This is a genomic window from Shinella sp. AETb1-6, assembly GCF_009826875.1.
Classification (GTDB): Bacteria; Pseudomonadota; Alphaproteobacteria; order Rhizobiales; family Rhizobiaceae; genus Shinella; species Shinella sumterensis.
The window spans coordinates 1-19,171 of the sequence record NZ_WUMM01000009.1 but is presented as its reverse complement, the minus strand read 5'-3'; the positions used below and the strand labels follow the sequence as shown (position 1 = coordinate 19,171).

At 62.7% G+C, this 19,171-nt stretch carries 18 protein-coding genes and 2 pseudogenes; 5 read left to right on the top strand and 15 right to left on the bottom strand.

Going from position 1 to position 19,171, the window contains the following annotated elements:
* Window positions 1-10: 10 nt before the first annotated feature.
* The 4 genes and pseudogenes from GR158_RS16595 to GR158_RS16580 form a co-directional block, all read right to left on the bottom strand.
* Window positions 11-303, bottom strand: a pseudogene (locus tag GR158_RS16595) (type II toxin-antitoxin system RelE/ParE family toxin).
* Complete coding sequence (locus GR158_RS16590; protein WP_160871840.1) at window positions 300-608, bottom strand: type II toxin-antitoxin system RelB/DinJ family antitoxin; 309 nt, start codon at window positions 606-608, stop codon at window positions 300-302. The pseudogene GR158_RS16595 and the gene GR158_RS16590 overlap by 4 nt, the downstream one beginning before the upstream one ends.
* Before the next feature lie 234 nt (window positions 609-842).
* On the bottom strand, window positions 843-2,471 hold the full coding sequence (locus GR158_RS16585) for a N,N-dimethylformamidase beta subunit family domain-containing protein (RefSeq protein WP_160871839.1): 1,629 nt from the start codon (window positions 2,469-2,471) through the stop codon (window positions 843-845).
* Window positions 2,472-2,475: 4 nt separating this feature from the next.
* Window positions 2,476-4,956 (bottom strand): CoA transferase, encoded by a 2,481-nt coding sequence (locus GR158_RS16580; RefSeq protein ID WP_160871838.1) that lies wholly within the window; start codon window positions 4,954-4,956, stop codon window positions 2,476-2,478.
* A 72-nt stretch (window positions 4,957-5,028) separates the two neighbouring features.
* Between GR158_RS16580 and GR158_RS16575 the strand changes: the two genes are divergently transcribed.
* Entirely contained in the window at window positions 5,029-5,958 is a 930-nt protein-coding gene (locus tag GR158_RS16575; protein WP_160871837.1) for a GlxA family transcriptional regulator, read from the top strand.
* Here GR158_RS16575 and GR158_RS25360 read toward each other — a convergent pair.
* The gene (locus GR158_RS25360) at window positions 5,876-6,211 is read right to left on the bottom strand and encodes a TatD family hydrolase (RefSeq protein WP_246665687.1); all 336 of its coding nucleotides are present in this window, start codon (window positions 6,209-6,211) and stop codon (window positions 5,876-5,878) included. The genes GR158_RS16575 and GR158_RS25360 overlap by 83 nt on opposite strands.
* Window positions 6,212-6,349: 138 nt before the next feature.
* Entirely contained in the window at window positions 6,350-7,387 is a 1,038-nt protein-coding gene (locus GR158_RS16565) for an MBL fold metallo-hydrolase (protein ID WP_160871836.1), read from the bottom strand.
* An 81-nt stretch (window positions 7,388-7,468) separates the two neighbouring features.
* Between GR158_RS16565 and GR158_RS16560 the strand changes: the two genes are divergently transcribed.
* On the top strand, window positions 7,469-7,699 hold the full coding sequence (locus GR158_RS16560) for a hypothetical protein (protein WP_160871835.1): 231 nt from the start codon (window positions 7,469-7,471) through the stop codon (window positions 7,697-7,699).
* Window positions 7,700-7,829: 130 nt separating this feature from the next.
* On the opposite strand, the gene GR158_RS16555 is transcribed toward GR158_RS16560, so the two are convergent.
* Window positions 7,830-8,327: a histidine phosphatase family protein gene (locus GR158_RS16555; RefSeq protein WP_160871834.1), complete on the bottom strand. Its 498-nt coding sequence runs from the start codon at window positions 8,325-8,327 to the stop codon at window positions 7,830-7,832.
* Between the two features lie 470 nt (window positions 8,328-8,797).
* On the opposite strand from GR158_RS16555, the pseudogene GR158_RS16550 reads away from it, so the two are divergent.
* A pseudogene (locus GR158_RS16550) lies at window positions 8,798-8,932 on the top strand (IS5/IS1182 family transposase); the annotation flags it as partial.
* A gap of 30 nt (window positions 8,933-8,962) precedes the next feature.
* On the opposite strand, the gene GR158_RS16545 reads toward GR158_RS16550, so the two are convergent.
* Together GR158_RS16545 and GR158_RS16540 are read right to left on the bottom strand one after the other, a co-directional pair.
* Window positions 8,963-10,321 (bottom strand): HAMP domain-containing sensor histidine kinase, encoded by a 1,359-nt coding sequence (locus tag GR158_RS16545; RefSeq protein ID WP_160871833.1) that lies wholly within the window; start codon window positions 10,319-10,321, stop codon window positions 8,963-8,965.
* Window positions 10,318-10,977, bottom strand: coding sequence for a response regulator transcription factor (locus GR158_RS16540; RefSeq protein WP_160871985.1), 660 nt, complete (start codon window positions 10,975-10,977; stop codon window positions 10,318-10,320). The genes GR158_RS16545 and GR158_RS16540 overlap by 4 nt, the downstream gene beginning before the upstream one ends.
* A gap of 423 nt (window positions 10,978-11,400) precedes the next feature.
* On the opposite strand from GR158_RS16540, the gene GR158_RS16535 reads away from it, so the two are divergent.
* Complete coding sequence (locus GR158_RS16535) at window positions 11,401-12,519, top strand: kelch repeat-containing protein (protein WP_160871832.1); 1,119 nt, start codon at window positions 11,401-11,403, stop codon at window positions 12,517-12,519.
* A gap of 64 nt (window positions 12,520-12,583) precedes the next feature.
* Here the strand turns inward: GR158_RS16535 and GR158_RS16530 are convergent, their stop codons facing one another.
* The 6 genes from GR158_RS16530 to GR158_RS16505 form a co-directional block, all read right to left on the bottom strand.
* Window positions 12,584-13,198: a TetR/AcrR family transcriptional regulator gene (locus GR158_RS16530; protein ID WP_202402318.1), complete on the bottom strand. Its 615-nt coding sequence runs from the start codon at window positions 13,196-13,198 to the stop codon at window positions 12,584-12,586.
* A gap of 73 nt (window positions 13,199-13,271) precedes the next feature.
* A complete protein-coding gene (locus tag GR158_RS16525; RefSeq protein ID WP_160871831.1) occupies window positions 13,272-14,660 on the bottom strand; it encodes an amidohydrolase family protein in 1,389 nt (462 codons plus the stop codon).
* The gene (locus GR158_RS16520; protein WP_160871830.1) at window positions 14,657-16,240 is read right to left on the bottom strand and encodes an FAD-dependent oxidoreductase; all 1,584 of its coding nucleotides are present in this window, start codon (window positions 16,238-16,240) and stop codon (window positions 14,657-14,659) included. Before GR158_RS16520 ends, GR158_RS16525 begins: the two co-directional genes overlap by 4 nt.
* A complete protein-coding gene (locus tag GR158_RS16515; RefSeq protein ID WP_160871829.1) occupies window positions 16,237-17,127 on the bottom strand; it encodes an alpha/beta fold hydrolase in 891 nt (296 codons plus the stop codon). The genes GR158_RS16520 and GR158_RS16515 overlap by 4 nt, the downstream gene beginning before the upstream one ends.
* Complete coding sequence (locus GR158_RS16510) at window positions 17,124-18,011, bottom strand: alpha/beta fold hydrolase (protein ID WP_202402317.1); 888 nt, start codon at window positions 18,009-18,011, stop codon at window positions 17,124-17,126. Before GR158_RS16510 ends, GR158_RS16515 begins: the two co-directional genes overlap by 4 nt.
* Window positions 18,012-18,194: 183 nt before the next feature.
* Window positions 18,195-18,647, bottom strand: coding sequence for a MarR family winged helix-turn-helix transcriptional regulator (locus GR158_RS16505; protein WP_160871828.1), 453 nt, complete (start codon window positions 18,645-18,647; stop codon window positions 18,195-18,197).
* Window positions 18,648-18,721: 74 nt separating this feature from the next.
* Between GR158_RS16505 and GR158_RS16500 the strand changes: the two genes are divergently transcribed.
* Entirely contained in the window at window positions 18,722-19,012 is a 291-nt protein-coding gene (locus GR158_RS16500) for a DUF1330 domain-containing protein (RefSeq protein ID WP_160871827.1), read from the top strand.
* The last annotated feature ends 159 nt before the right edge of the window (window positions 19,013-19,171 follow it).

The following is a 19,171-nucleotide window of genomic DNA, read 5'->3' as shown; positions in this document are numbered from 1 at the left end:
ACGTGGTCGATCAGCTTAGCGGCAGATTTTCTGGCCATTCTTGCGCGCCATGGAGTACGCGAAGACTTCGAACTGTCGTCTCGGCAACGGCGTAGGCGGCGATATACGGCGTGCCATTGATGACGCGTTCGCGTGTCCCGGCAGTTCGACCCACGCGCCCACTGGCAGGAAAGTCGAGCAAGCGACGGGCGGCAGCGGCTATCCGTTCATCGATCAAGACGGCAGCGGCGGGATTATCTGCCTCGATGTTGTGAAGATGGCGTCACGATCCGATAACGCAAAAGCAGACCAAGTAAGTTTCACGATTCTGGCACACCAGCTTTAAGGCGGGCCGCCGCTCGACGTTTGGCAAAGTGCGCCTCGGCCTCGTCGTCCGATAAATCCGGTCGAATATCGTTTAACGCTTCGAGCACCTTGGTCCGAAACCAGGCGTCATGCGCCTCACTGCCGGATAAAAGTTCAAGAGGCAGAGCGCCCTCGTTAGCAGTCCGGGTGAGCATGATACGAACCGCATCAGATACCGTGAGGCCCATGCTTTCAAGGACGGCAGAAGCACGATCCCGGACTTCGGAATCAATACGTGTTTGTACAAGAGCGTTTGCGGCCATGACTGTCTCCATATTCAAAGAGAATGCAATGCAATTGAATGACGTTTTTTAGCTGAAATTTCACGCCGTCATTCCCCGTTCACGGCTCTCTTAAAATCTTGACGGGATCTGAACCAGTGACCCCGCATGATCAAAGTACTCAGGCTCCATAGTTCGAATGCACGATATGGGCTGACTACAGAATACCTGCTGCTGGGCAGTGCAACTCGGCGATGCTAAGCCCCGAATGGCCCCTTAACGCACGCCAAACCGGTCGAGCACGTTTCGCGTTACGGTTTGAACTTGCATATCACCACGCGCGAGGCCCGCGACCCACTCACAGGTCGCCGCGGTAAAAATCTCGCCTTTGCCCTTCGACCAATGCACGATCATGCCGTTTCCACGGGCGCTGGCGTCCAGCGTTTCGGGCGTTACCGCACCGTAAAGGGATTGCGCCTTGAACGCGGCATCCGACGCGCCGATGTACTGTGTCTCGCCCCAAATCCGATTGTCGGTCTCGATGTTGGTCGCAAGGCCCATCGCGAGGATGGTGATGTCGAGGGATCCGCCATCGGTCCCCGTCGGAAACGGCAACCCGTCCTCCATGCGGTAATCCAACCCGTCCACCTCATAGCCGAAGATGCGCGAGGCGGCACCCAACTGGTCGCCATATCCCAACCCGGCTCCGGCGAAGGCCCAATGTCCTGATCGATAGACGGTAAATCCACCCGATCCGCCGCCGACACATCGGCCGAGTCCCGTATAGATCCCGCGCAGCGCATTGGTGCCGAAGGTCAGGGCGCCGGGCCGATTGACGGGGGCCAACTCCCAAGCCCCGGTGACGAGATGAGCCTGCTCGGTTCCCGTAAGAGGATCTTGCTCGGCCAAATATTTGTAGCAGATCTGCCGGCGCCCCTCTTCTTCCAGCCGGGTCTGCCACAGGAAATTGCCCGCGAACCGCGCGACCTTGCCTCCAGCCGCAACAAAGGCGTCGACGGCATCGCGCATCGGTGCGCTCCAGTATTCGTCATGCCCCACGAAAATCGCGCAGCTGTGGCCGTCTAAAAGGTCCGGGTCAGCGTCGAGGTCATGGAGGGTGGCGAAGTCGAGATCGTAGCCGGCGCTCTCGGCCCAGCGAGCGAAGAGGCGTTCATAGCTCGCCCAGCCGGCCGATGCGTATTTCTTGGAATAGCCATAGGCATAAGCCCATTCCATGTAGGGATAGCGCACCATGTCGTCGGGGCGCTGCGGCCGTTCGGGCAGCGCGCGCGGAGCGCCGGCGGGCAGCTTGCAGAATCCACGCGTCCAAGGGCGCTGCGTCGATAGAACCGGGGAAAAGGCGTTGCCCTCCGGTCCGGTGATGCCTTCGTAATGGTTGGACCCGCCCCAGCAGTTGTAGGCCAACCATGTGCCGGTCGCGCAAACCAGAAGATAGGGGGCGCGGGGAAGGTGCCGGGCGCGGCGGACCAGAATCAGGTGGTGTTCCTCGACCCGGTCGCCATCGCGTTCGGCGATGAGGGTGATCAGATATCCTCCCGGCCGCCAATCCGCCGGCACGATAAAGCGCGCACTCTCCGGCCAGCCGCAGCCCGTAACGGAGCAATCGGCCGGCGTATCGTGGTGATGGCCCGGCAGGTTCTCGACGGCAAGGACCGGCTCATACCGGGAACCGTCACGCCCGACTTCGTAGGACCAGCGCTCTGCCGTCGTCGAGACGTGCAGGACGACTTCGTCGCCGGGCGCATAGGCCATGCGAGGGGTGTAGCCCCAGATTTCCAGCACTGCGGCGTCCCGCGCCGGGCCGATATAGTAGTGATCGAGGATGTGACGCGCGCGGGCGCGCGTCCGTGGAGTTATGGCGGGGCCTTTGCCTTCGGTGGTCATCACATCACTCCGGAAGATATCGCGCGGACCAGCTTTCGCCGGCGACGCCAGCCTTGATCATCGCCGCAACCTCGGCTTCGCTATAGCCGAGACGCGACAGGATCGCCCGCGTTTGTGCGCCGGGCTTCGGGGCTGCTGCGGGAACCGTGATCGTCGCGTGCTCGGGCCGCACGGCATTGGGCGCGACCAGATCGACCCAACGGCCCATCGGGTGGCGGTCATGGCGGATCGCGCGATAGGTCGCTTGCCGGATGTCGGCCGGCCCCTCGCTTTCATGATGCAGACCGGCCTCGCGGTTGCCCGAAAGCGAGCCAAGCGGAACCACGCCAGCCGACCCTTCTCGGAATCGTCCTTGCCAATGGGAGACCGGGTGAAGGGCAAAGCGTTCCGCCAATCTCTCGATCAGCTCGCCTTCGCCAAGCCCGGCCAAATCTTCCAGCTCCGGCACGCGGGCGAGTGCCGCGCCCCTTTCGGTGGGCGCCGCGAAGAACATCCAGTCGTCGGCGGCGCGATAGCAGTGATAAAACGGCCCCCAGCCACGCGCCTGTCGCCCGGCAGGTTCGTCGAACGGCGCACGGCCGTCGAAATCATACATGAACTGCGCCTGGATCATCGCGCCGCAGCCGGCCAGCGCGGCGCGGGCGACACCGCCCTTGCCCGTAACCCGTCGCCGCTCCAACGCCGCGCCGAGCGCGACACAGGCCATGTAACCCGTCAGCGCATCGATGGTGCCGAAATGCGCATGCTCCTCGGGCGTGTCCGGCCCGCCACCGAACCTCACCATCACCCCCGTCGCGGCCTGAGCAAGATCGTCATAGCCCAGATGGTCGGACTTCGGCCCTCGGCGCGGTCCACCCCATGCATCGAGTTGCACCAGGATCGCACGAGGATTGAGCGCCGCCAAACGCTCGGGCGAGAGGTTCAAGTCATCGCGCTGCTGGTCCGTGCCGTTCATCGTCACCACATCCGCATCGGCGATCAGCCGCTCCAGAGCCACACGCCCCTGTTCGCTGCCCAGATTGAGAAGCACGCTCTCCTTGCCCCGATGGGCGTGCAGCCCGAACACGATCGCATTCCACGGATCGACCGAGGGAGTGACCGGCTGTACCGACGTGACCTCGGCGCCAAAGCGCGCCAGCGTCGATCCGATTGTCGGCCCCGCGATCACATTCGTCAGATCTACGACTTTCAGGCCGTCAAGCCAGCCGCCCCTGTTCCTGCCTTGCGGGTGGGGACGCGGCGGCTCGGCCATCAGATGAGGCAGATCGCTGCGGAACGCGTCAGACGTAGGCCCCGGCCGTTTCTCCAGCGCGCCGTCGTCGCCCAGCAGCCATGCCAGGTTCCCCATTTGCCGCATCCTACCGTGGCGCGGATCGTCGATCTCCAGGACCAGACCGGAGGCGCGCGCATGCGCATCGTCCAGCCATTCCCGCGTGCTGCGCTGCGCCGAAGCCGGCGCCTTTCCCGCACCGAACAGTTCCTCCCATTCCCACGAGGGGCGCGTGAGAAAGGCAGCTTGCATGGCCTCGGCCACACGCTTTCGGTCGCGCACACCGACGGGGTAGTTGCGCATCGCCCATTCGTCAGGCCAGTCCTTCTGGTCGAGATAGGCGTCGAAATCGGGCAGTGTCGCGGCGAGGTCGTCGAGACCCAGCACATGCAGGACCCGCCGCGGGTGCGTGACGATGGAGCAGGATACCACATAGAAGCCGCGCCCGTCGGCGCAGCGATAGGTTCGATAGAAGGGGTCGAGGAATTCGCCGAGATCGGCATAGCTGAGGTTCAACGGCAGATTTTCCGCGCGCCGGCGATCGAGTTCCACCTCGCGCGGCGATTTGTAGCGCTCCGGATAGTCTTCGATCTGCTCGCAATTATAGACCAGCCCCTCGAACAGGGCCGAGGCCAGCGGCACCTCGATATGCTCGCCGCCCATCCTGTCTTTCGCCCCGAGAGCAAACAGAACCGACATGGCGCCGAAGGCTGCGCCATAGGCCGAGGCAAGGCCGAGCGGCGTGAAGGAGGGGTTGATCCCCATCAACTGCCGGTTCAGCCCCATATCGGTGAACTGCCCCGTGCGCGCGGCAATCACCGCCTCCCAGGCGGCAAGCGGTGCAAGCTCGGGATCGGTCGAGGCAAAGCCAGGCAGCGAAAGCGAGACAATGCCGGGATTGGCCGCGCGCAGGTCCGCAGGCGCGAGGCCCAGCCGCACCATGACGCCCGGCCGAAAATTGTCGAGGACGACATCGGCGCGAGCGACCATCGCCAGGGCGGTTTGCCTATCGTTCTCCGTCTTAAGGTCGAGTGTCAAAGCTCGCTTGCCGCGCGACAGCATGTCGAATGCAGGATCGCGCCAACGCGGCCCGCCTGGCGGGTCGATGCGGATCACCTCGGCCCCCAGATCGGCAAGCATCATGCCGACCATCGGCCCGGCAAGGTAATGGCCAAAGTCTAGAACGCGGATGTGGTGGAGCGGGCGGTTCGTCATGAGGCTCTCCGGAATAGGTTTGCACCAACCTATCCTTGATTGAGGCCTCCTGAACGTCATATTCTGCCAAAGATGAAGCACGATCTGCCAAACGCGCAAAAGAAACTGCGCATCAATCTCCTTCTGTTCGAGGCCTTCTCGAACATGCTGCTTGCTTGTCTCATCGAACCGATGCGCGTGGTTCGGGACGAACATGGCGCGGATATCACCTGGACGGTGCTGACGCCCCACGACGAAACAGTGCATTCGTCCAGCGGCTTGGCGCAGGCCCCGCACAGGCCTCTTTCAGAGGCAGGGCCCTGCGATCTCCTGATCATGATCGGCGGCGACCGGTTTCGCAGCAATGCCGATGATCCCGCCGTGCGCCGCGCCTTGCGGCTGACCAGAAAGGCGGGCGCCGTCATCGCCGCCGATACCGGAGCGTGGCTTCTGGCGCGTGCCGGTTACCTGCATGGCCGGCGAGCAACGCTGCATTGGCAACTGCTGACCGAGTTTTCCGAAACCTTCCCCGACGTGCAGACGGTTTCAGCGCCTTTTGTGGTCGACGGACGGTGGATGACATGCGGCAGCGCCGCGGCGGCAATGGAATTGGCCTTGCAGGAAATCACGCGCAGGTTCGGCGCGGCGGCACGTTTCGATGCCGCGGCGATGTTCCTGAACGGCCCGCGGATGGCCAGGCCGGCCGAACCCGCCTTCGGGGCGTTTCCATCCCATCCCAACCCACGCCTGCGCCAGGCGCTGGACCAGATGGCGGCCCATATCGAGCGACCTTTCGGCCTGCCGGAGATTGCAGCCGCCGCTGGCTTAACCTTGCGGACTATGGCCCGGCTGTTCGAAGAAGAGCTGGAACTGTCACCGGGGCGCTGCTACCTCCATATGCGGTTGGCGCGGGCGCGCGAACATCTGCTTCAGCCCGGGCTCACCAAGGCCGAGGTGGCGGCCATGTGCGGGTTTTCATCGGCTGCTTCTTTATCGCGAGCATTGAGGCGGGCGCATGGCTAAATACCGAGTTCAGCAAAGCTCTTGAACCAATTCGAACCACCGACCGGAACGAAATTTTGCAAGGCACTGAAAACACATCCCTTTCGCGATCGATCGAGCGGTCGAGCCCCCATGGTAGAACAGACCTACCCTCGATTTGTGTGAATGGTCCGTCAGATTCGGTTAACAGGCGATCACGGGGGATCATTTTGACGATATCCCGGCCCTTCTGACCATGGATCGTCCCTGGTCCCACGCTGAACCAACAGCCCATGGAAACGGTGCGATCCAGCTCTCGCTTTGTCCCGAAAACCAATGAAGGATTGGTGTTCCTGCGCCCCCAATAGGCGCGGCCGCTCAGTGCGGTGTAACCCGGTCGACATCGAAGAGCCGGGTTAAACCAGAGCGATGGTTAGCCAAGCTGCCAAGGCATTGCGAAGTAGGCGTAGCCCTCGCCGTTGCGCGCCATTCGCCCGAAGCCGGGCCAGGGGAGATGCATCCCGCCGACGAAGGTCGTCTTGCCAGCGATAGCATCGAGCGTCCTTACTCTGCTCTCGACCCCGAGAGCAGGATCCACGTCTACTCCGACGCGCGCCCGCGGCGTCGGAAGCTGCAGCACGGGGGAATGCAGCACATCACCAAGGATCAGCAACGAGGCAGAACCGGATGTAAGCATGAACGACGTATTGCCCGGCGTATGTCCCGGTCCCGGCAGCGTCGAGAAGCCGGCAACGACCTCCTTCTCCTGGTCGGCGAAGCGGCGGATGCTGTCCTTGTAGGGCGCGATCGACCTGCGGGCGCCAGCAACGAAAGTCTCGCCCTGAGGCACCTTGGACAGGTTGGCGTCGTCCATCCAGAACTTGTACTCGGCCTCAGAAACGAGCACCTCGGCGTTGGGGAACACTTTCTTCCCGTCCGCGGTCGAAATGCCAAGCGCATGCTCCATGTGGAGATGGGTCAGCAGAATGGTATCGACCTTTTCCGGCGCGACGCCTGCCGCCTTGAGCGAGGCCTGCAGGCGACCAGTCGTCGGCAAGTAGGTCGGGCCGCCGCCGGCATCGATCAGCACGACATTCTTGCTCGTCTCAACCAAATACGCACCGACCGGAATCGCGAGCCCCTCAGGGTGCGGATAGAGCAGCGTGTCGAGCTTCGAGATCGTCTCCGCCGAGTCGGGGAAGAATTTCGCGAGGCCGTTTGTCGGCACCACGAAGCCGCCGTCCAACAGGGCGGTGACTTTTGCATCTCCTACAGTCGTCTGGAAGAACGCCGGCGTCTGGGATGCGGCACCGGTTCCTGAATAGGGGCCGGACTGTGCGGCCGCGGGCGAAACGAGACCGTGCCGACCCGCCGCTAGGGCGCCCAAGGCAGCTACGCCACCGACCATGACGCCACGGCGTCCAATCGCGATTTCAAGTGGGGATTTGGGAGGCATGTATTCATACTCCATTTTCAATTGTTTCCATAGGTTCGGCAATGACAAGAACGGATGGACCTTTTGGGAGGCGACTGTTCCGGCACCGGACCTCTGATGAAAACTCAAACTGACGCCTACCTGACGGTGCTGACGAGGCTGCTTCAGCTTCCGGTAAGTCTGAAGCGTAAAGGGCAGGACGGTAGTCGACACGATATTGTCGGCCCCGATGACAGAGAGATCTATCGCGATGGAGGTAGTAATAAAACGCGCGAGATGCTCATCGAACACTATCCGATGCGCGGCAAGTCAATGCGCGATCTGGTGACTGTACTCGGCAACGAGTGAATTGGCTGCTCCGTCTGGGGCGGAGCAGCCAATTGAGACCGGTTTTCCAACAGTTCGCTTAAGCATCGCGCTTCGCCCATCTGGAGCTGAGGCTCAGGTGCTTCAAGCTCCAGTACCTGCGGCGGAGATATTACTGCGCATGAGAAGCGCTGAGCAATTCTGCGGGCGTGACAAAGCCGAGGAAGTTTGGGGAACCACTCGACGGAGCAAAAACCGCGAATCCGCCTTCGGGAAATTCGCTCTGCGAGACAGAGCGGCCCAGGATCATGCCGAGCGGATAGATGTGGCCCACGAGCACGTCCACTTTTCCACCCTTGGACGGAACACCTAGGCGACGACTGACCCAGGCGACATTCGCCGCCAAGCGCGCCTGGTCATGCTCGTAATCGTCGGCTGTCAGCTCGGGAACCGCTTTGACGTTGGCTTCGCCGAATGCGAGTTGCGCCGTGTCGAGGGCGCGAAATACGGGACTGCTGAGGACTTCACCGACCGGTATGGTCAATTCCTTGAAGCTCGCGCCCAGGGCGGTCGCCTGACGCCGGCCTTCTTCCGAGAGATTGCGCTGCCCTTCTCGCCGACCGAGATCTCCGGTGTCGACCTGAGAGCGATCGGTAATGGAATGGCGCATGTATACCGACACTCCTCCGCGCTGGAGCGTCCTGACAAGTTCAGACGCATTCGCGGCGCGAACTGTCCGCGTGAGAGACATTGCCGCGTACGACATTGCGATCCCTGCCAATAGACGTCTTCTGGATATCAATTTCTAAGCCCCCATCAAAGACGATAAGATCTAATGGCTGATATCGTCGGTTGGATAGTGATGAAAAATTCGTAAAGGCCTGCAAACTATTGAATTAACATTCACATACAGGCGTACTTATCGACAAAAACTCGGCCGGTTCCGGGATGTATTCGTAACGGTTTATCGAGCTTTAACCTGACCGCAAGCTGACAATCTGCGGAACAGTGCTTCAGCTTCCCGTAAGTTTCTCTGATGAGAGGCGTGTTGACCCTCGGATCGACCTGAGCCGGAGGGCAGGTGAGGTGCGACTGCGGAACACTCGGCACGATGATCGTGATCGTAACCCGGAGAATTGGCCGATCCATGTCCTCATCGTTAGCACGGGCTTGCAAATCTTCGGTGCGGGCCAATGCCAGGAGGAAAAGCACGGCACCAAATCCCGTCGCAAATGGCGAAAGCTGCATTTGACGCTGGATGCAGACAGCGGCGACTCTGGCGAGAACGAGACCGCTGGCGTGCCGTCAACCAACTGTCGGCAGCTTCACGGTCACCCGGACGCCGGTACTTGATTCGGGGAGCGGTGAAGTCACCGAGAGTGTCGCGCCCAGGCGGTCGGCAATGATCTTGACGATGGCGAGACCCAGTCCATTGCCACCGATCTTGCCGGTGCCCCGTTCAAAGCGGCGCATAAGGCGGTCCAGCGCATCGGCTGGCACAGCTGGCCCCTCATTGGAGATGCAAAGCAGGCCGTCCGGCCTCAACGATATGTCCACAGCGCCGTCCTGCGCGCCGTGGCGCAATGCATTCTCGATGAGGTTGCGGCCGAGAATGCCGACGATATCTGGATCGAGCATAGAATGCACCGGGACCTCCGGCAGGACGAGCGCGATCCGCTGTTCCCCGGCCCGGACAAAATCGTCGATGATTAGGCGCAGGACCGTCCGCAGATCCGAAGGATCGTCGAGCTGCAAGCGACTGCCTTCGGCGCGGGCGAGTTGCATGAGCTTCTCGGACATGCGCATCAATCGCTTCAGCGTAGTCTCGATCTCCGTGGCACGTTGGCCCGTCCGCTCTTCGCGGGTTTCGGAGCGAATGCGCTGAGCCTGGGCAATGGCGCCGGCGACCGGCGTACGCAGCTCATGCGCCACATTGGCAGCAAAGCTACGTTCCGCCTCGAAGGCGTCCGTCAGCCGGCCGAGCAGTTGGTTGACGCCGGCGGAGATCGGGGCGAGTTCGCTCGGCAAATTGGCGTCCGGTAAGGGCGAGAGGTCCCGCGCGCCGCGCCGGGCAAGACCTTGCTGCAGTCCACGAACCGGTCGCAGGGAGCGGCGGACAGCTACGGCTATCGCCAGAAGGCTGAGGGGAGTGACGATGATCAGTGGCAGCGCCAGGCCGGCGAGCATCGTGTGCGACATTCCCCGGCGATGACTGAGCGGCTCGGCGACGTCGATCGTGAGGTTTCCGTCGCGGGTTGCGTCGGCGTAGATCTTGTGGGTCTTCGTGCACCGGAATCCGGGCTGGGTGAACGGCGGAAAGATGGAGGCGTCGACGCCGTCCGAAGCGAGTAGAACCCGGCCCTCCCGATCGCGCACGACGAAGGTGAGATCCTGTCCATAGCGGGCCGCGCGTCCGATCAATGTCGGACTGTCTCCCTCGTTGCCGGCGGTCGACGGTTCGCGCCGCAGGCGTCCTTCACGCAGGTCGCGCCGCGCGATCGGCAAAATGCGCTCCGCTGTGGTCTTCAGCCCGTCGTTGAAGACTTGCTCCATCTCTTGGCCAACGCGTCGCGCGGTGACCGCTGAGGCGGCGAGCCAGAGCACGGTCACCGACAGACCTATCGCGAGCGCCAGACGCGCCTGGATCGAGTCGAGCAGTCTCATGGCCTGCCTAAGCGATAACCGAGCCCGCGTTCGGTCTGGATGACATGCGCGCCGAGCTTCTTGCGCAATCGGCTGATGTGGACCTCGATGGCATTGCTCTCGATGTCGCTATCAAAAGAATAGAGTCGTTCCTCCAGGCGCGCCTTGGAAAAGAGCAGCCCGGGGCGCTGCACGAAGGCCTCGAACAACACCCATTCGCGCGCCGTCAGGATAACGGGTTTGCCGTTGTGGGCCATGCTGCGGGCGGCGAGATCGATCTGAAGCGGGCCGAGCGTCACGATGGGATTGGGATTGCCGGCATAGCGGCGCACCACCGAGCCGATGCGGGCGGAAAGCTCCTCTAGGTCGAACGGCTTTACCAGATAATCGTCGGCTCCGGCGTTCAGTCCGGCGATACGGTCGGATACCTGATCGAGTGCGGTCAGGATGATGACGGGCGTCTCCTCACCCCGCCCGCGCAGCATCCTGAGAAATGAAATGCCGAGCCCGTCCGGCAGCATTAGATCGAGTAGGATCAGGTCGAAATCGGCGGCGGCAAGCGCATCGTCGGCATAATCCAGACGGTTGACCCAATCGACGGAATGACCATCGTCGGCCAGCTGATCCCGGGTGGCCGCGCCCAGTACCAGGTCGTCCTCGATCAACAGCACCCGCATCGTCACCTCGATTTTCAACTCGCCGACATCCCGCAGCGCTCAAGCACGTGTACACCAAACAACGGCCGCAGAGCGGAACAACAAAAGACGCCTGGCCTGGAGCTAGTGGGATCCTGGACAGACATCTCCTGTCTGGACGTGCTCCTCAACCCTGTTGTCGCGGTTTGTTCGTCTACCCACCAGCTTACAGGAAGCTGAAGCAATGTCGGGTCGCGCGTCAGGTTGTGGTCAGTTTCGGCGCCGATTGATCGCCATAGTAGCCAGGACGGGTGGTTATGAAAGCTGGCGCCAAGCCTATCGGCAGACGCCAGTTGCGCACGGTCCGACTGGTTCAACAACCCTCTGTGGCAGATGAGGAGATTTAAGCGCATGCGTAACCTCTCACTGCTTGGAGCTTCCGCCGAATCAGAAAAGGACATGCGCATGAAGACCAACCTATCCCGCCGGACAGCCATCCAGGCATTTACCGCTTCGATCGTGACGGGCGCTCTGGCCGGCCGCGCGCTGGCGCAGCAGGGCCATTTCCACGGGGCACCGTTCTCCACGCTCAGCGGAACCACTGTCCAGGAACTGGCGCCGCATCAGATCGGACAGCGGCAATTGGAGAGTCCGGCGCCAAAGGGGCCTCAGGGAAGATGGGAGGCGCGGGCCGCGCTGCCACTGCCCAGATCCGAAATGGCCTGGGCGACGGCCCTGAACGGACGCATGCATGTGGTGGGCGGCTATGGGGAGGGCGCGGTCAACCGCGCCTACCACCATGTCTACGACCCGCAGGAGGACCGTTGGAGCATGCTTGCGCCTTTGCCGCGCGGCGCTAATCACATCGCCGTCGTTGCCGATGGCGACCGGCTCTATGCGTTGGGTGGATTTCTGGAGCAGAACCGGACGCCCGACGACAACGCCTTCGTTTACGATCTCAAGACCGATAGCTGGCGGTCGATCGCTCGCCTGTCGCGCGAGCGCGGTGCGGCCTCCGCGGTGGCGCTTGGCGGCAAGATCCATCTTATCGGCGGCGGCGCCCTGCCCACCCAGGAGCGGGCGAGCGTCGGCTGGCACGAGGTCTATGATCCGGCCGCCGACCGTTGGGAGTTGCGCAAGCCGCTTCCCGCCGCCCGTGATCACGCCGGCGTGGTCGCCCATGACGGACGGATCCATGTGATCGGCGGGCGCTTCAACACCTTCGAGTACAACACCGATCGTCACGACGTGTACCATCCCGATCGGGACAGCTGGGCGTCGGCCGCGCCCATCCCGACCGGGCGGTCCGGACACGGCCTCGTCATCTATCGCGGACGTTTCTTTGCGATGGGCGGCGAGCAGCGCGACTTCGACCGGAACTGGCAGCAGCATGACAAGGTCTTCGGTCAGCTGGAGAGCTACGATCCGACGAGCGATACGTGGCAAAGCCACGCGCCGATGACGACGCCGCGGCATGGCCTCGGCGCCGTCGCGCTGGGAGACTGGATCCATGTCGCCGGTGGCGGGCCGGTGGTCGGAGGCGGCATGCAGTCGTCGATCCACGAGGCCTTCACGCTGGGCTGAGCCCGGAGATGCGGTGCACCATTCGAACCGGATCTGCGACGCCGATGGTCTTCTTTTCCACCGGCTACCGTTCACGCTCGTCCGCTCGCAGCAGGTCTAGGCCGGCGATCATCAGGTCCAGCCCAAATGCGAACTCCTCCTCGAGGGGCACCGGTAGTTCATCCGCCAAGGCGAAGGTGGCCGGGAAGGCGGTCCGGTCCAACTGGTGGAAGACGGCGGATTGCGCGGCGTCCTCGTCAGCAGCGGCGCTCTGCCCGCCGAGTTGAATTGCGAATCCGAGGACAAAGCGCGCGAGGGTCGCATAGGCGCGCGCTGCAAGGGGGGGCGCGAATCCGTTGTCCAGCATCATGGCCAGGGCGCGTTCACGCAGGACCATCGCATGGGGTCCGTTCGGTGGCGCCTCGAGCAGAAGCTGAGCCACCCCGCGGTGCTGGCCCAGAACAGCAAACATGCGTCGCGCCAGCGCGCGACATGCCTGCCGCCAGTCCGCTTGCGGGACGGGCGAAGCAGGAAGCTCCGCTTCCTTGAACACGCAGTCGACGATCTGCAGGACCAGATCTGCCCGGCTCTCAAAGTGCCGATAGAGCATGGCCGTACTGGAATTGAGTTCACTGGCGAGGCGCCGCATCGTCAGGGCTTGTGACCCCTCCTCGTCAGCGATTTTTAGCGCAGCGGTCAAGATGCGATCGAGCGGAATGGCAGGGCGGCCTGGCAATGTGATCCTTACTCCGGAAATCAAAGATGAGTCGATGCTAGATGCGACTCTGCTTCTTGAGCTTTCTTTGCACAACGCGCAAGATTACCTGTTCGCGTAGCCGTCCCAGGATTCCGCTCGCCTCGATCTTGCCGAGCAGGCGTTGCCCGGACTCGGCCAGTCTGTCCCGCACCGTCCCGACATCGACATCGACCAGCGCGTGATCACGCTTGCGCCATCGGCCCGCGATCATCACCGCTTCGATATTCGCTATGCTCGCCTGCAGCGCGGCTGCAACCGGGTCGCGCGCAGGCCAAAGATTGAGAGCACGAGTGTCTATAGCGATCAGATCGGCCTGCATGCCCGGCGCCAGCTGACCGATGCGATCGGCGAGACCAAGTGCACGCGCGCCCTCGATCGTCGACCACGCCAATGCCTGCTTGCTCGTGATTGTCGGGGTGGGAGAAAACAGGCCGGTCGCGCGCCGCTGCTGCTCGTGATCGTGCCCGCGCTGCTGGGCAAGCGCGATCCGCGCCGCGATCAATACCTCGCCAGACACGGTCGTATCGATGTCGGTGCCAAGCGAGGGAGCTGCACCAAGACGCATTAGCCGGCCGGTGACGGGAAAGCCGTGACCCTGGCCGAGTTCGTTCTCGGGTGTGACCGTGAACGTCGCGCCAGCATCGACGAAGGTCTTGAGCCATTCATCGGGGATTTCGTTGCCATGCACGATGTTGGTGAGAGGCCCGATCAGGCCCGCATTCCGGACCGCTTCCCAGGATGTGCCCGGCCGACCGCCGCTTTGGTGCATGGAGACAAGTAGGCCGCGATCCCGCGCCGTCAGGAAATCGGCGATAGCGATCTTCGCGCTCGACAGTTGAGGTCCCGGAATGGCCATGCCGAGGTCCAGCAGATCGTGACGCGCGATAGGCCCCGCCAGCAGGCGATCGATCTCTGCTGCGGGATGTGCCCGCTCGCGAAGCCTGTGCGACATTCCGTGGAAAAATACAGAGCGAATGCCGGATTCGGCGAGGCCCTGGAGGGTTGCATCGGCATGCGCCGGGGTGCGCGCATTATGCGACCAGTCACCGAGCGTTGTGGTTCCACAGTTGATCTGGTTGAGCGCGCACGCCAGGGCGGCGATATGCATGTCTTTGGGCAGGTAATGTGACGCAAGGCCGCCATGCGTCTTGGCGAGATATTCGAGCAGGGTCCAGTCGCTGCCGATGCACCGCAGCGCGGCCTGCCAGCTGTGCAAATGCGCGTTGACCAGGCCGGGCATGAGGATACGCCCGGAGAAATCGATGGTCTCCGCGTCTGTCTCTTCCAGATGCTCGGCCATCGCCGCGATGCGTCCATTCTCCACAAGAATATCCAGCCGCTCGGCATCGGGCCGGTCCGTGGCCATGGTGATGACCGTTCCGCCGCGGAGCAGAATGCGCGTCATGGCGCCCTCCCGGCATTGCCCGTGGAATCGGAGGCAAACGATCGGCTCGAAGGCGTCAGCACGGCGACCGCCGCTTCCAGCCTGGTTCGCGCCGCTGGAGGAGCGATCTGGCCGACATAGCCGTCGGGTCGGATGAGGAACACGGTATCCTCGGCCACGCCATAAGCGCGGCGGAACGTACCGGCGTGATCGGTGAAGCTGTCCTGCGCGAAACGGGGATGGGAGACCTCAATGAAGATGCGCTGCAACCCTGCGCCCGCTACGGGCCAAACAAGGTCTTCGAGCACAACGGCGGCATCATCGCCATAGGCGATCGCGGTGAAGTGCGGGCCAGCAAAGGCGTCGTACAGACGGGTGGGACGTCCATCCGGCGTGACCAGGTCGGCATCCGGCGCACGATCGCCCGCCTGCAGGCGCGGGGTCCGCGCCGCGGGATCCTGCGCGAGGGGACCATCGCGATAGCTCAGCGAAAGCTGGCTTTCATCCTTGCCGCGCCGCACGCTAGACGGATCGAGTTTGGCGATACCCTCATATTTCTTCGTCGATAGCGACAGCACCGACGCCGCGATCGGCCGGCGTTCCTGTTCATAGCTGTCGAGCAGCCCTTCGTCGGCGCCAGCCAGCACCTGGCCGAGTTTCCAGCCCAGATTATAGGCGTCCTGAATTCCGGTATTGAGCCCTTGAGCTCCGGCCGGCGGGTGCACATGGGCAGCATCTCCGGCAAGGAACACGCGGCCGCGGCGATAATGCTCGGCGAGGCGAATGTTGGGCCGGAAGACCGATTTCCACTGGATGTCGTGCAGCACGATGTTCGGGTTGCCGATCCGCGCCTGAACGCGCCGGTTGATCGCCGCAAGGTCGAGTTCCGGCTCTTCGTCGGGCGGCAGCCGGATCATCCACTGGAAAAGTTCGCCATGCGGGAGCGGACAGGCGCCGACGAACCGTCCCGCCCGGCCGGGCCAGATATGCCAGCGGTTGCGCGACAGCCCACTCGTCACCGCATCGACGATGATCATCCGGTCGTCTTCGTGCGTCGATCCCTCGAACCCGATGTCCAGCTTCCGGCGTACGGCGCTGCCGCCGCCATCGGCGCCAACGATATAGCGGGCGGCAATCTCGCGCGTTTCGCCGTCGGCCGAGACGCTCGCGGTCGCGCTCTGTGCGTCCTGGGCAAGGCCGGTGAGTTCGCTACCGAATTCGACATCGCGGCCGAGCGCCTCCAGGCGCGCGTGCAGCGCGGCGTCGGTGCGGAACTGCGGTATCAACCAGGTACTCGGAAACGGGATGTCTGGCCGGCGCGGCTTTCTGGCGATCATCCGCCATGGGATCGTCAGCGGTCCCAGATGAAACCCCAGCAAGGGATAATCACTACCGCCCGCCAGGACATCGTCAAGCGCGCCCAGGTCCTGCAGCACTTCCAGTGTCCGGGGCTGGAGGCCCTTGGCGCGCGAACCCGGAAAGCTCGTGTTCGCCTTGTCGATGATGCGGATGTCGAGCCCGCGGCGGGCGAGATCGATCGCCAGCGTCGTGCCGGTGGGACCCGCGCCGACGATGAGGACGTCGATGATTTTGGTGCTCATGATGGCCCCCTTTGGGCTTTGACAAAGGAAGTGAAAAGCTCGGCAACCTCGCTTGGGCGCTCAAACGGAGTCATGTGCCCGCATGCGAGGACATGGCAGCGCTCCGGTCGCAGCAGGGCACGGGCGGCGTCGAGCTTGTCGATCGTCGTGACCTGATCCTCGCGGCCCCAGATCAACAACTTTGGCAGGGCGAGATCGCCGACACGCCGGTAGAGCTCTGTCCGGCCGAACAGGCCGAAATGCAGCAGCGTGTCGAAGAGCGCATGAAGCGAACCCTCGTAGCGATAGGCATCATGGATCATGGCCGATAGATCCGCCGCGTGCGTGCGATCGCCGAGATTGTGCGCCTGATGATTGTCGAGCCAGCGGCGCCCGAACCGGCGCGCGACGAAGCGCGCGAGGGGTTCGGCGGATTGCAGCAGACGTAACGCGGCGGGCATGTTGCCGAGCCCCGCGGGGCCCGCCACCGTCAAGGTGGCGACCGAAACTGGGTGTTCGACGAGGTAGCCCATCGCCACCAACGCGCCCATGGAAGAACCGATGACGTGGTGACGGCCGCCGGGGGCGAGGGCGTGAACGAGTCCCGCGATCTGGCGCACGAACAGCGCGTCGTCATAGGGTTTGCGCAGTCGCTCGGAATAGCCGCGCCCGTAGCCGCTATAGGCCAGTGTCCGAAAGCCGGCGGCGTGCAGGTGTGGGACGAAGCGGTCCCAATAGAACAGCGGGATGGTGAGGCCGCCGGCCAGTATCACAACGTCCCCACCCAGTGGCCCGGAAATTTCGTAGTGGGTGACGCCGTCCGGCAATTCGACGAAGCTGCCGCGAAGGCCTGCACAGGCCGTCGCATCGAGCCGGCGATCCTCGCCCCTTGCCACGAAATATTTCATGAGGTGCTGCTCCTGGTCGACGGCAAGCCGCCACGAAGCGCGTTCAGGAATTCTTCGATGGCGTTCGCGACCCAGACCGGCTCCTCCTCGGGAAGAAGGTGTCCGGCCGCCGGGTGGACCCGCTCCTGCGCCGCCGGGATATCGCGTGCGAAATGTTGGCCGTCGATGCCGGCGCTGCGTAGCACCAGGGTGGGTGTCACGATGCGCGGGATCTCCGCGCTGCGATCCGTCTGGTTGGTGTTTGCGAGATCCACGAAGGCTGAGCGGTTGCCGGGCAGCGACATCAGGGCATGTACGCGCTCGACCATCGCGTCGTCGACGATCCTCGATCCCTGGCCGACGATGGATCGCAGGTTCGCCCGGGTCGCACTGCGTGGCAGCCAGCGTCGCAACAGGGGGCGCAGCAGGGGATTGCGCGCCAGGCGCAATCCGGCGGGCAGGGATTTCTCGGGATAGCCGGTGGCGTTGATCAGGACGAGAGCGTCAAGCCGCTCGGGATGCTGGAGGGCAAGGTTCCACGCGATGTTACCGCCTAACGAGTTGCCAGCGATGCAGTACCTCTCAACGTCGAGCGCTGCCGTGAACGCGGCCATCGTCGCGACATAGGTTTCGATCCGGTAATCGCGATCCGTCCGCGGACCAGTCAGGCCGAAGCCGGGAAGGTCGGGCCGGATCACCGTGAATGAACGTGACAGCAAAGCGGCCACACGCTCGAAACCTTGCATCGATGAGCCGCTGCCATGGAGCAACAAAACCACCGGCCCGGAGCCGAGGCGTTTGAAATGCACCCGTAGTCTATCGACCTCCACAAAGTGCGAATCTGGCGTGGGTTTGTTCCAATCAATCATATCGGCTACGATGTATCCGAAATAGAAAAATGTCAAGTGTCAGGTCTGATAGCCAGGCGAGCCAGCGGCCGATTTGAAGGAATCGACGCGATGGAGTCCTCTAGGTTGGCGATCAGCCGGAGGCTTGTCAGTTCACCTTCCGGAACCGTCGGCCGACACCCTCGACCTTATAGATGCTGCCAGGCGCGGCGCCCGTGCGGTCTGTAGAGAAGGCTATGCCTATGCGAAGGCTACTGCCTTGGCTAATTCCGCCATTGCCCGCGTTGCCGATCGAAGTTGATCATCACCCATTTGGTAGGACAGCTCCTCTTTTGCTGATTTCCATATGGGCAAGGCGTCTGTCATGAGCTGGTATCCAGAACGGGTCAAGTTTAGTCGCTTTCCTGCGCGACCACGTCCACCTTCGGCACGAATTAAACCTCTCACTTCCAGATTCTGAACATTTCGGCTTAGGGTAGTCGCATCGACCCCCGCGCTGGCCGCGAGATCAACGAGTGTCGCGCCCTCGGCCGCTCCAATCCCAATCAACAGGCTGAATTGCTCGGCCGTCAGCCCGAGCGGCTTGAAGCAGGCGTTATAGTAGCGCGTGACCGCGCGCGCTGTTGCGCGAGCTTGAAAACCCGGACATTGAGTTGCAACGTCCCTGAAATATTTTGGATCAAACTCGCTCACGTCGGCACCTCTCGACAACCTGCTGCGGGCAGAATAATGTATATGCAGTATTTAGCAATAGTTGGAGAAGCATCATGCCAGCGTACGTGCATATCAATCTGCGTGTCATCGATCCTGCCAAGCAGGCGGCGCTGGCGCCTCGATTTCAGGCCGCCCTACAAGAAGCCGGTGGGCGGATTCTGCATTTCGGGCGTGTCGCGGAGGTCCTTGAAGGTAATGAGGCACCACTGCCAATAGCTGGCGTGTTTGAGTTTCCAACGCTTACCCAAGCGTTAGCCTTCTACAATTCCGAGAAATATGCACCGATCAAGGCCGAACGCCGGGAGGCCCAGGAGGCGCGGATGTTCGTTGTCGAAACCGGCTGAGACCTTGACTGAATCTAAGAATTAGAGGGCATCGCGTTGGGCGATGTCACGTTGTTTCATCAATGATGAAGCAAGGTGTGTGTCTGAGAAATCAGGCACGCGCGCCGGTCACGGCTTTCCACTGGGCTATAGCGCGGATCCGACGAATGTGGGTGGCCA